The 13209-nt window shown below is 36.5% G+C and carries 11 protein-coding genes; 9 read left to right on the top strand and 2 right to left on the bottom strand.

Going from position 1 to position 13209, the window contains the following annotated elements:
- Window positions 1–366 precede the first annotated feature (366 nt).
- The 7 genes from zwf to RTP99_RS25450 all read left to right on the top strand — a co-directional run bounded on the left by zwf (window position 367) and on the right by RTP99_RS25450 (window position 10165).
- Entirely contained in the window at window positions 367–1851 is a 1485-nt protein-coding gene (zwf, locus tag RTP99_RS25480) for a glucose-6-phosphate dehydrogenase (RefSeq protein WP_000445367.1), read from the top strand.
- Between the two features lie 39 nt (window positions 1852–1890).
- Window positions 1891–3885, top strand: a complete 1995-nt coding sequence (tkt, locus tag RTP99_RS25475; RefSeq protein WP_000193043.1) for a transketolase — start codon at window positions 1891–1893, stop codon at window positions 3883–3885.
- Between the two features lie 112 nt (window positions 3886–3997).
- Window positions 3998–4891 (top strand): phosphogluconate dehydrogenase (NAD(+)-dependent, decarboxylating), encoded by an 894-nt coding sequence (gnd, locus tag RTP99_RS25470; RefSeq protein ID WP_001195921.1) that lies wholly within the window; start codon window positions 3998–4000, stop codon window positions 4889–4891.
- A 51-nt stretch (window positions 4892–4942) separates the two neighbouring features.
- Window positions 4943–5611, top strand: coding sequence for a fructose-6-phosphate aldolase (gene fsa, locus RTP99_RS25465; RefSeq protein WP_000667676.1), 669 nt, complete (start codon window positions 4943–4945; stop codon window positions 5609–5611).
- A gap of 389 nt (window positions 5612–6000) precedes the next feature.
- Window positions 6001–7326, top strand: coding sequence for a gluconate permease GntP (gene gntP / locus RTP99_RS25460; protein WP_001057609.1), 1326 nt, complete (start codon window positions 6001–6003; stop codon window positions 7324–7326).
- Window positions 7327–7435: 109 nt separating this feature from the next.
- A complete protein-coding gene (gntK, locus tag RTP99_RS25455) occupies window positions 7436–8977 on the top strand; it encodes a gluconokinase (protein WP_000255192.1) in 1542 nt (513 codons plus the stop codon).
- Window positions 8978–9103: 126 nt separating this feature from the next.
- Window positions 9104–10165 (top strand): lactonase family protein, encoded by a 1062-nt coding sequence (locus RTP99_RS25450; protein ID WP_046647633.1) that lies wholly within the window; start codon window positions 9104–9106, stop codon window positions 10163–10165.
- A gap of 147 nt (window positions 10166–10312) precedes the next feature.
- Here RTP99_RS25450 and RTP99_RS25445 read toward each other — a convergent pair whose 3' ends face one another.
- Window positions 10313–10489, bottom strand: coding sequence for a DUF1272 domain-containing protein (locus tag RTP99_RS25445; protein ID WP_000172891.1), 177 nt, complete (start codon window positions 10487–10489; stop codon window positions 10313–10315).
- Between the two features lie 195 nt (window positions 10490–10684).
- Here RTP99_RS25445 and RTP99_RS25440 point away from each other — a divergent pair, with 195 nt between their 5' ends.
- Both RTP99_RS25440 and RTP99_RS25435 read left to right on the top strand, forming a co-directional pair.
- A complete protein-coding gene (locus tag RTP99_RS25440) occupies window positions 10685–11506 on the top strand; it encodes a pentapeptide repeat-containing protein (protein ID WP_016718100.1) in 822 nt (273 codons plus the stop codon).
- Window positions 11507–11525: 19 nt separating this feature from the next.
- The gene (locus tag RTP99_RS25435) at window positions 11526–12065 is read left to right on the top strand and encodes a hypothetical protein (RefSeq protein WP_000350944.1); all 540 of its coding nucleotides are present in this window, start codon (window positions 11526–11528) and stop codon (window positions 12063–12065) included.
- Window positions 12066–12191: 126 nt separating this feature from the next.
- Here RTP99_RS25435 and RTP99_RS25430 read toward each other — a convergent pair whose 3' ends face one another.
- A complete protein-coding gene (locus RTP99_RS25430) occupies window positions 12192–13208 on the bottom strand; it encodes a Gfo/Idh/MocA family protein (protein ID WP_001263664.1) in 1017 nt (338 codons plus the stop codon).
- Window position 13209: the final 1 nt, after the last annotated feature.

Raw genomic sequence — 13209 nt, 5'->3', positions numbered from 1 at the left:
TTATTCATTTTATGTGATGAAGATAATTCTAATAAATAAACAAGTACGAAAAGATAGTACGGAATGGGAAATCTTTAATTCGAGACACTTTACTTGACGATGATAATCTATGTGGTTAATATGATAGATATAAAATAACCTAATTACTTTTAATAATTAAGTTATTTTATTTAAGTGATAGTAGGTAAGTAAGATGTGATGGAAATGCTTTGAATTGCCACTATTAATATTGGGGACAATTAGAAAGCGAAAGGTATAAAAAGAATTGGAATTTGCGAATTCTTTGTTTTTTATAAAAACAGGGGCTTCTGTACAATTCATTTTTAAAATATTGACAAGGATTATACAACAAGAGGGGGACTGAAATTGGAATCAATGACCTTTGTTTTATTTGGAGCGACAGGGGACTTAGCGAAACGAAAAATTTACCCCGCACTATATAACTTATATAGAGATCAAAAGCTTCCAAAGCAAATATCCGTTATCGGGCTTGGAAGACGCCAAGTATCTCATGTAGATTTTCAAGGAAGAATAAAAGAATCAATAGAGACATTTTCCCGTCATAGAGAAGAAGGTACTCTAGAACTTGAAGGTTTTTTAGATAATTTTCGCTATTGTCCATTAGATGTGAGTAAGCCGGAAGACTATGAGAGATTATTGCAAGTCGTTCGTGAAAGGGAAGAAGAACTACATATAAAAGGGAATAGAATGTTCTATCTTTCCGTTGCTCCTGAATTTTTCGAGACCATTGCTTTAAATATTAAGGAAAGCGGACTTGATAAAACGGATGGATGGAAACGCCTAATGATTGAGAAACCGTTTGGGCACGATCTTCAATCTGCTCGTGAGTTGAATGATAAGCTTAGTCGCACGTTTGAAGAAGATGAGATATACCGTATTGATCATTATTTAGGTAAGCCGATGATTCAAAACCTTGAAGCACTAGAGTTTGCAAATCCTGTTCTCCAATCGATTTGGAATAAAGAACATATAGCGAATGTACAAATTACAGCGAGTGAAACAGTTGGGGTTGAAGAAAGAGCAGGATATTATGATCAGGCAGGAGCCATTCGAGATATGGTTCAAAATCATATGTTACAAATATTAATGATGACTGCTATGAATCTGCCGGAAAAGGTTAATGCATGTGAAATTCGAGAGGAAAAGCGAAAGGTAATGGAGACGCTTCGTAAAGTGAAAAAAGAAGACGTTCAAAACCATATCATTCGCGGACAATACGCTTCAGGAGAGATAAAAGGCGAGCAAGTTGTAGCATATAAAGAGGAGCCAGGAGTAAATCCTTCTTCTAATATAGACACATTTGTTGCTGCTCGTTTATGGATCGATAATCCGTTTTGGACTGACGTTCCCTTCTATATACGAACAGGCAAACGAATGAAAGAAAAATCTACTCGTATTGTAATCGAATTTAAAAATACGCTAAAACAGCAATATCAAGATAATAATCCAAATGCAGCACCTAACTTATTAATAATTGAAATTAGCCCAGGTGAGAATGTTTCATTACAGTTAAATAGTAAAAATCCATTGAAAAATGGAGAAATTGAACCGATGCGTATTAACTTTACTTGCGAGCAAGCAGATGTGGGAGTGCCTGAAGCGTATGAAAGACTTATTCATGATGCTGTAAGTGGAGACGCTACATTCTTTGCACATTGGAGAGAAGTTGAATTGTCATGGGAATGGGTACAACCAATTCTTGAAGCATTCGAGGAAAACTTATTACCACTTCATGAATATGAGTCTGGTTCATATGGTCCAGATGCGTCTCATGAATTATTGCAAGAAAGTGGATTTAAATGGTGGTTAGATCAAGAAACGGAAAAATAAGTACTTTCTTTCATGAAAGCATTTAGGGGGACGATTATTATGACACAAAACATAAATCAATTAGCAGTGAATACACTTCGTACGTTATCGATTGATGCTATTAATGCGGCAAATTCAGGTCATCCAGGTCTTCCGATGGGCGCAGCACCGATGGCTTATGCATTATGGGCGAATCATTTAAATCATAATCCGAATCATCCAAAATGGTTTAACCGTGATCGATTCGTTTTATCGGCTGGACATGGATCTAGCTTATTATATAGCCTACTTCATTTAGCTGGATATGACGTTTCAATTGATGATTTGAAAAGTTTTAGAAAGTTAAATAGTAAAACACCAGGACATCCTGAGTTTGGTCACACTTCTGGAGTTGAAGCGACTACAGGCCCGTTAGGACAAGGCATTGCAAATGCTGTTGGGATGGCAATGGCGGAAGCTCATTTAGCAGCGAAGTTCAATAAGGATGGTCACTCTATTATAGATCACAATACGTACGCTTTAGTTGGAGACGGTGACTTAATGGAGGGTGTCGCTTATGAAGCGATGTCAATGGCAGGTCATATGAAACTTGGTAAGTTAATTGTACTGTATGATTCAAATGAAATTTCACTTGATGGAGAATTAAACATTGCTTTCTCTGAAGATATGCAGAAAAGGGTAGAATCTGCACATTGGCAATATGTAAGAGTTGAGGATGGAAACGATGTTGATGCGATTACAAAAGCGATTCAATTAGCGAAAGACAATACGGACCAACCTACTCTTATAGAAATTAGAACGATTATAGGTTACGGAAGTCCAAAAGTTGCTGGAACGAACAAAGCACATGGTAACCCGCTTGGAGTAGAAGAAGCGACAGCGACAAAACAAGCGTATGGTTGGCATTATGAGGAAGATTTCTTTGTACCTGAAGAAGTAACAGCTCATTTTAATGAACTGAAACAAAAAGGTATTGAAAAAGAGAACAAATGGAATGAGCAGTTCAACGTATATAGAGAGTCGAATCCAGCACTAGCAGATGAATTAGAAAAAGCGATTACAGGTGAGGTTTTAATCGAAGCGAAAGACATTCTATCCTTTGATACTGAAAAAACGATTTCTACTCGTGTTGCAAGTGGGGAAGCTATTAATCATTACGTGAAATCGATTCCTTCTATTTTCGGTGGAAGTGCGGATCTTTCTCATTCTACGATGACAGATATAAAAGGGGAAGCGGTGTACGCAGTAGAATCGTATGCTGGCCGAAATATATACTTCGGTGTACGTGAACATGCAATGGGCGCGGCAGCGAATGGACTGGCACTTCATGGAGGAGTAAAGCCGTTCGTAAGTACATTCTTTGTATTTAACGATTATCTTCGTCCATCGATTCGACTGGCTGCATTGCAAAAGTTACCTGTTACGTACGTATTTACACATGATTCGATTGCTGTAGGAGAAGATGGTCCAACGCATGAACCAATCGAACATTTGGCAGCTCTTCGGGCAATTCCTGGTTTAACAGTTATCCGCCCGTCAGATGCAAATGAAACAGCAAGTGCGTGGGCTTATGCTTTACAGCAAACGGAAGGTCCAGTCGTTTTAGTACTGAGCCGTCAAAATTTACCGGTGTTTCATGAAACGAAAGCGAACATAGAGAATCTTTCTAAAGGAGCTTACGTATTAACACAAACGAATGAAAATCCGGATGTAATTTTAATTGCGACAGGTTCTGAAGTATCCTTAGCTGCTAGTGCGAAAGCAAAATTAGAAGAAGATCAAGTTTCTGTTCGCATCGTTGCAATGCCGAGCTGGGAGTTATTCGATCGTCAATCGAAAGAATATAAAGAATCCGTTCTTCCGTCTTCTGTAACGAAACGAGTATCTCTTGAGATGGGTGTATCTCTCGGCTGGGAGCGTTATGTAGGACAAGAAGGAAAAGTGCTATCAATTGAAACATTTGGAGCTTCAGGAACTGGAGCTGAAGTCATGAATCTATTTGGATTTACGACAGAAAATGTTGTTCAAATTACAAAAAATGTGTTGAATTCTTAAGCTATGACTGTGAATACCTTTCTGTACGTACTAACATTTCAGTGCTGAAAGGTATTCCAGATTGTAGTGATATGGATTTTTAATAAAAGATGATTTGAGGAGGAATTATATTATGCAAGTAGGATTAATTGGGTTAGGTAAAATGGGATTAAATTTAGGGAAAAATTTAATGGATCATAAACATGAAGTAGTAGCATTTGATTTAAATGCAAGTGCAGTGGAAGAAATGAAAGAGTACGGGGCTACAGGTACATCTAGCTTAAATGAACTTGTTCAGTCATTACAATCACCAAGAGTTCTTTGGGTTATGGTACCACACGCTGTTGTTGATTCTGTTATTGATGAGGTTACACCACTTTTATCAAAAGGAGATATTTTAATTGAAGCGGGTAATTCACACTATAAAGAGTCCATTCGCCGATATGAGCAACTAAAGAAAGATGGCATTCACTTTATGGATGCAGGAACTTCTGGCGGAATGGAAGGCGCTCGTAATGGTGCTTGTTATATGATCGGAGGAGATCAAGAAGCTTGGGATATCGTTGAACCTATCTTCCGTGATACTGCTGTAGAAAATGGATACTTATATGCTGGAAAAGCTGGTAGTGGTCACTTCTTAAAAATGGTTCACAACGGAATTGAATACGGTATGATGGCTGCTATTGGTGAAGGATTTGAGATTCTAGAGAAAAGTGAATTTGACTACGATTATGAAAAAGTATCAAGAGTATGGAACAACGGTTCAGTCATTCGCTCTTGGTTAATGGAATTAACAGAAAATGCATTTTCTAAAGATGCAAAATTAGATGAAATTAAGGGTGTTATGCATTCTTCTGGTGAAGGAAAATGGACAGTAGAAACAGCATTAGACCTTCAAACAGCAACTCCTGTTATCGCAATGTCTCTATTAATGCGCTACCGCTCATTAGATAATGATACATTTACAGGAAAAGTAGTAGCAGCTCTGCGCAATGAATTTGGCGGACATGCAGTAGAAAAGAAATAAACATCTTAAAATTATAACTCGTTAACGTTTAAAAAATGGAGGGAATAGATTATGAAGTTTTTTATTGATACTGCAAATCTTGAGGACATAAAAAAAGCATATAAACTTGGAGTTTTAGCTGGTGTTACAACGAATCCTTCTTTAGTAGCAAAAGAGGGCATTAAGTTTGAAGACCGTATTGCAGAAATTTGTCAGGCAGTGCCGAAAGTTGAATCTGTTTCGGCAGAAGTAACGCCAGATGCTGTGACAGCTGAAGAAATGATTGCTCAAGCAGAAGAACTGATTAAAATTAACGGTGGCGATGAAAAAGTTACAATCAAACTTCCGATGACGCTAGCAGGATTAGAAGCTTGTCGCTATCTTACTGAAAAAGGTGTAAAAACGAACGTTACCCTTATTTTCACGGTGAACCAAGCACTTTTAGCTGCTCGAGCAGGTGCAACGTATGTTTCTCCGTTTTTAGGACGCTTAGATGATATTTCTGAAGATGGCGTATTATTAGTTGCTAAAATTGCTGAATTATTCGATGTTCATCAATTAGATACACAAATTATTGCCGCTTCTGTTAGACATCCAGACCATGTAACTCGTGTAGCGATGGCAGGTGCTCACATTGCAACAATTCCTTATAAAGTAATTGAACAACTTGCTATGCACCCATTAACAGATCAAGGTATTGAGAAATTTGCTGCGGATTGGGCGAAAGCTCCTAAATTATAATATATGAAGTGAGGAGACTTTCCGAAAATTTCTTTTCATGAGAGGGGAGATTCCTAGGTAACTTCATCGTTTAACTTGGATCCCGAGTTTGGAGTCTTACTATGTGAAAACAGCAAGAGAAGAAAGCGTCATTCACTTTTAAAAAAGGAAAATTTGCTTACGCGAAGCGTTTATCACAATAACATTATAATGATGAAAGAGAAATCCCCTTATCAGAGAGAGTAGGTAACATGTATCTCTGGTAAGGGAGATTCTTTTTATATAAATTATTATATTGTGAAGATGAGTTGTATATCGATATATAAATTTTTACTCAAGAAAGAACTATATAGGTTCTTTTCATTGTATAGCATTTTTGAAAGGGTTTACATAAAGGGGTGGAATTGCGTATGAATATGTACCTTTTAATGATTACATTATTATCAATTGTAATTGTTATTTTAGGGGTATCGTGGTGGAGATGGCATGCGTTTATTAGTTTGACGATTGCAAGTTTGTTTTTAGCAATTATGTCTGGAATGCCAATGGATAAAATAGTGAGTGCTTATGAAACGGGAGTCGGAAGTGTTCTTGGGCATTTAGTAGGTATTTTAGTATTAGGTACAATATTAGGGAAAATGATGGCAGAGTCAGGTGCTGGAATGCAAGTGGCAGAGTTTTTTATTAAATCCTTTGGGATAAAAAACTTACCATGGGCAATGTTAATTGCAGGTTTTATTATTGGAATTCCGGTGTTTTTTGAAGTAGGCATCTTAATATTACTACCATTAGTAATTTCAATTCATAAAACAACGAAACAAAATATTTTATTGATAGCATTACCAGCAATTGCTGGGTTATCTGTCGTACACGGCCTTGTTCCTCCGCATCCAGGGGCAATCGTGGCAATTGGTATTTATAAAGCAAACCTTGGGAAGGTACTATTGTATTCACTCATTATTACATTTTTTGCAGCGATTATTGCAGGTCCTATATTCGCTAAATGGATTCACAAACGTGTAATTCCTGAAAATGAGCCAGAATTGATTCGTGTAAATACAAAATCAACGAAATTACCAGGAATAGGAGTTTCATTTTTAGTTATATTGTTACCTGTTCTGTTAATGGTTTTAGCTGCAGCAGCTCCTTATGTTCCACTTTCTACTACTTTGATGAAAATTGTCACATTAATTGGTAGTCCTATCATTGCATTATTGATTGCATGTTTTGCAGCGTTTTATTTTCTTGGATTTCGTCAAGGTATCGATAAAAAGGCGATTAAGAAGGTAACAGAAGATAGCTTATTACCAATTGGTTCAATTGTTGCGATTATTGGTGCTGGCGGCGGATTTAAGCAAATTCTTATCGATAGTGGTGTAGGGAATGCTATTGCTCAAATGTCTGAGCATTTAGCTCTATCTCCAATTGTATTAGCATTTATGGTAGCTGGATTAATTCGAATTGCGACAGGATCAGCGACAGTCGCTTTAACAACAGCAGCGGGTATCGTTTCACCAATCGTCGAAAATGCGACAGGTGTGAATTTAGAATTGCTCGTCATTGCAACAGGTGCAGGAGCATTAATGTTTTCACACGTAAACGATGCTGGGTTCTGGATGGTAAAAGAATACTTAGGTTTAACAGTAAAAGAAACATTTAAAACATGGACGGTATTAGAAACATTACTTTCATTTATCGCTTTTGGAGGCGTTTTACTACTCGATATGTTTATTTAAAATAGGGATGTTTCTATTTAGATAAATGCAACATACAACGTTATCAATAGATAAAAGGAATGTATTTTTATGGTAGGATACGGTAGTAATTTTTTGTTAGGAGGAAGAAATGGTGAGCACAAAATATATGATTGGTGTAGACATTGGGACAACTAGTACAAAATCAGTTCTATTTTCTACTGCTGGGTCTGTTATTGCAAGTCATGGAATTGAATATCCTTTATATTCTCCTACACCTGAAATAGCAGAACAAGATCCAGAAGAAATTTTTCATGCAGTAATAAATACAATTAAAGAAACTGTACAATCGAGTAATGTACAGCCAAATGATATTCTTTGTGTTTCTTTTAGTTCGGCAATGCATAGTATCATTGCTGTAGATGAGAAGGGAAAACCGTTAACGAGATGTATCACTTGGGCAGATAATAGAAGTGCAAGCTGGGCAGAGAAAATAAAGAATGATATGAATGGTCATGAAATTTATTTACGGACTGGGACACCAATTCATCCGATGTCACCACTTTCGAAATTAGTTTGGCTACAGAATGAGCAGGCAGAGTTATTCGCAAAAAGTTATAAATTCATTTCTATTAAAGAATATGTTTTTTACAAGTTATATAAAGAATATGTAATTGATTATTCTATAGCATCAGCGACAGGAATGTTCAATTTAAAATCTTTAAAATGGGATGAAGAGGCTTTACATGTAGCGGGAATTACAGATAAAAAGCTTTCAAAGCTTGTTCCAACAACGCACAGTTTAACAGGATTAGATGAAGAGCTTGCCAAAGAGATGAATGTACTTGTTTCTACGCCTTTTGTAGTAGGAGCGAGTGATGGAGTCCTATCCAATTTAGGTGTAAATGCAATAGATCCTGGCGTTGTGGCTGTTACAATTGGTACAAGCGGTGCGATACGTGCTGTAACAAATCGTCCTGTAACAGATCCAAAAGGTAGAATTTTTTGTTACGCCTTAACTGAAGACCATTGGGTAATTGGTGGACCAGTTAATAACGGTGGTATGATTTTCAGGTGGGCTCGTGATCAATTAGGCACTTCAGAGATTGAGCTTGCGAAACGTTTAGGAAAAGATCCATATGAAGTGCTTACTGAAATAGCAGCAAAAGTGAGTCCGGGGTCCGACGGTTTATTATTTCACCCGTATTTAGCAGGAGAAAGAGCTCCTTTATGGAATGCAAATGCGCGAGGATCTTTCTTTGGACTTGGATTGCATCATAAGAAAGAACATCTTATCCGTGCTGTGTTAGAAGGAGTAATTTATAATTTATACACCGTTCTTCTTGCTTTAAAAGAGCTAATTGGTGAACCGAAAAAAATTCAAGCGACAGGTGGTTTTGCAAGATCGGAACTTTGGAGACAGATGATGGCGGATATTTTTCATCAAGATGTATATGTTCCGGAAAGTTTCGAAAGCTCTTGCTTAGGAGCTGCAATCCTTGGTTTATATAGTTTAGGTGAAGTAGATACGTTACATGTAGTTTCTGAAATGGTAGGTGCGAATTTCCACCATGAACCAAACATGGAAAGTGTGGAAAAATATAAAGATTTAACACCAATTTATATTCGTCTGTCCCGTCAATTGGAAGAAGAATATGAAAGTATAGCAGCGTACCAAAAAAAGTGGGTTTAAAAGCTATTTAACAAGAAAATATGATAACGTATAAAGAGGTACTCCGATTTTTTAGGATACTCTTTCATCATAAAACATTATAAGAAGTAAGATGAATGAAAAATATAGGGAGAGAGGGTTATGAAAATGAAGGATAACAAAGAGTTTATTGGATATGTTGGAACATACACGAAAGAAAATAGTGAAGGAATATATAAGTTTACGTTAGACACAGAAGCAAAGAAAATTAGTAATGTAACACTTGCGGCCAAGTTGGATAACCCTACATATGTAACGATTAATCGAAATAATGAATATCTCTACTCTGTTGTTAAGGAAGGCGAATCTGGTGGTGTGGCTGCTTATTCGATTGATAGTAAAACGGGAGAGTTAACGGAAGAAAATAGACAAGTAGTGGAAGGGGCTTCTCCTTGTCATGTGAGTGTTGATAGTAGAAATCGTACGGTAGTTACAGCGAATTACCATAAAGGAACGATCGAGTCTTTTGTAGTTAATGAAGAAGATGGAACTGTAAATCCTGCCACATCTATTATGGCACATGAAGGTTCAGGTCCGAACAAAGAAAGACAAGAGAAACCGCATGCACATTACGCGGGATATACGCCTGATGAAAAATATGTGGTGTGTGTTGATTTAGGGATAGATAAAATAATTACGTATGAAATAAAAAATAGTGCATTACAAGAAGTGAATAGCTTGTCTGTAAATCCAGGAAGTGGTCCGAGACATATTACATTTCATCCAAATGGAAAGTATGCGTATGTGATGACGGAGCTTAGTTCGGAGGTTATTGTGTTAACATATAACCCATCAGAAGGGGCCTTTACAGAATTACAGTATATTTCTACCATTCCTGAAGCATTTGATGAAAATAGTCAAGGAAGTGCGATTCATATTTCTTCTGATGGCCGCTTTGTATATGCAGGTAATCGCGGTCATAATAGTATTGCTGTTTTCAGTGTAGATGAAAACTCAGGCCAGCTTACATTTATTGCACATACATCTACAGAAGGAAATTGGCCAAGGGACTTTGTATTAGATCCTACTGAAAAGTTTCTTGTTGCTTCAAATGAAAAGTCGCATAATCTTGTGCTATTTTCAAGAGATGAAACGACAGGGAAGCTAACTCTTTTACAATCTGATGTTGTTGTGCCGGAGCCTGTTTGTGTGAAGTTTTTGAATGTTTAAGTTGTGTTGAAGCTAAATGCATGCTGGGATGTCGTTATTTGTCGGTAAGTCGATATTCTTTGTCGAAACGTCGATATATTGAAAAAATCGTTGATATAATTTCATATACCCAGAAAACAATAAAAGCAAAGCGATATCGCTTTGCTTTTATTGTTTCTTTTTCGGTCTACGTACTAACTCGCCGCCACAGTTTGGGCAAACGTTGTGCCTTTCTTCTGTACATGGTGCGCAAAATGTACATTCATATACGCAAATGTATGCTTCAGAATCTTGTTCCAATGATTGATCGCAAATTTGACAGTTTGTTTTCATTTTTAGTGTCATAGTAGGTCTCCCTTTAGTTAGAATATTTATAATTTAATTATAATTCATCGGATAGAAGTTGTCTTTTTCAATTGAAAGGAAATCGAATGATAAAGTTATGATTTGAAATGAAAGAAGCTCGTTTATTTTTAAATTGATTATTTAATAAGGTTGGAATATTATGAAATAGTCAAAAGACAACAGGGGGTATACATTTTGACTAATCATAACGATCATTTAAAAGCAAACTGCGAAAAATGCTTCGGTCTATGTTGCGTTGCATTACCGTTCGCAGCGTCAGTAGATTTTGCAGTGAATAAAGATGGCGGGAAACCATGTTCCAATTTACAATCAGATTTTAAATGTAGTATACATAAAAATCTTCGTGGAAAAGGTTACAAAGGTTGTACAGTATTTGAATGTTTCGGCGCTGGGCAGAAAATTTCTCAAGTTACATTTAACGGGATAGATTGGCGGAAAGATGCGAAGCATGCGAGAAAAATGTATGATGCTTTTCCAGTTATGCATCAGCTACATGAAATGCTTTGGTATTTGAATGAGGCGATTCTTTTACAGGCGACGCAGCCAATTCATAAAGAGCTAAGTATAGCGATTGAAGAGACGGAGCGTCTTTCAAATTTAAATGCGGACGAGTTAATGAAAGTAAATATTCCATTACATCGTGCAGAAGTGAATATTTTACTTTTAGAAACGAGCGAACTAGTTTGGAAGGAAATGAATACTGCGCGTAAGAAAAGAATCATTCACCGAGGCGCAGACCTTATGGGAGCAAATTTGAAAAAGAAAGATTTGCAAGGAGCGAATTTAAGGGGTGCTTACTTAATTGCAGCTAACTTAAATGGAGCAAATTTAAGAGGAGCAGATCTCATCGGGGCAGATTTGCGAGATGCAGATATTCGTGGGGCCGATTTTACAAATAGTATTTTTCTGACGCAAGTTCAAGTTAATGCGGCGAGAGGGGACAAACATACGAAATTACCGAAAATGTTGTCCCGTCCATCGCATTGGGGTGCGTAAAGAATGAGGAGTAATTAGTGTGGATATATTTCAGTATTTAGAAGAGATGCAAGAAGATGTTTTTTCGTTAGCAGTAGAGCAAATAGAAGGGAAGTATTATGATATTTGCTGCATGTTAGCGTCTAAGGGTTATGCAGAGAGAATTAAAGCAATTCATTTAGGAGCATATGAGGAAAGTATTCGACTAGCATTGTATGAAGCTATACAAATCGCTACTAGTGAAGAGGCAAAAGCAATTTATTTTGAATATGATCTTGATAATGAATGGGATAGTCAGTTTTATATTTGTGAAGAGTATTTTTCGCTGGAAGAAGAGAATGATGATTGGGCTTCTGAATGGACATATGATGTTGAAGGACCGAAGTCTATAGAATTAGCAGATGTGTATGCTGAGAATGGCTTTGATATAAACGAAAAGGCAATTGGTATAAATTTGTATTTAATTGCTAGAACGGTATGTAGTTTTATGAGTGCGTGTAGTGAAGTGCAAAGGAATATACCGATTTGTATTGGTTTTCACGATCAGGACCCAATTATACGAATTGGCAAAGATACTTAATGGTAAAAAGACTCCGGAAATTTTAAACCCTAAAACAAGAATACCCCCGTCCTATATTTAGAACGGGGGTAAAATAAAGTTATTGAATTGTGATCTAAGATACTTTCATTTTATTGAATAATAAATTTAATTTGACAGTACGTTATCTATAATTATTTGATTTTCATGCCCATCTACAATGGTTGGTAAATCCTTGTCTGATTTATTAAAAATAATATTCTCGTAAACTTTATCTAAAAAAGGATAAAATGCTGGATAATAAGCTTTTGCCTCTGACGATAAAGGTGGGATGGTTTGGGTATATGTTTCAATTTTTATTTCTTCTAGGCTTTCACTTGCTTTGCCAAAAAACAGTGTTTTATCATCAATTAAGTTAATGGTTCCAAGACTTCCAAATACTTTTAAGTTTGAACCAAATCCGTGATGAATTCCTGAGATAAGTTGAATTGAAAAGGTACAATTTCCTTCTATTTTACCATGAATAAAAAAGGCATCATCAGAGTCTCTAAGTTCTTCTGGACCTTCTGGGACGTGGGTGTGTATGAAACCATTGATAGTTATAATTTCGTCCTGAATAAGCCATCTAAGACAATCGACCATATGTGTTCCTAGAGCTCCTAACATTCCACCAAACTTTTGCTTTTCTCCCATCCACCCTCTTTTGTTAGTTTGAAGTTTTTGGTATTGAGAGGCAGAAATATGATATTCAAAATGAAGGATGTCACCAACTTCGCTTATAAGTTCTTTGACCTTTTGGCGAGCAGGATGATATCGCCATTCAAAATCAATAAATACCTTTGTATTAGTATCACTAGATAACCTTAGCAACTCTTCTGATTCCACACTATTCATTGTAAAAGGTTTCTCACACACTACATGTATACCTTTGTTTAATGCGTATTTAACCATTTCAAAATGATAAATCGGAAGAGAACTAACAAATACAAGGTCCAACTCTTCTAAATCTAACATTTTGGTCCAGTCTGTATAATGAACTGGAGAATCGTCTGCAGTTGATAAATTTTTTGGCACTTGATGACGTATCATTGTACTAATAGCAGAAACATTCATCTTAGGATGAGTATTTATTATAGGTGCTTGAACTGCTAAACCAAAGCCACCTCCTATGATTCCTACTCTCATC

Origin of the sequence: Bacillus sp. (in: firmicutes) (assembly GCF_031983925.1) — a bacterium.
Taxonomy (GTDB): Bacteria; Bacillota; Bacilli; order Bacillales; family Bacillaceae_G; genus Bacillus_A; species Bacillus_A pacificus.
The sequence above is the reverse complement of the archived record's forward strand: the minus strand, read 5'-3'. Positions and strand labels throughout refer to the sequence as shown.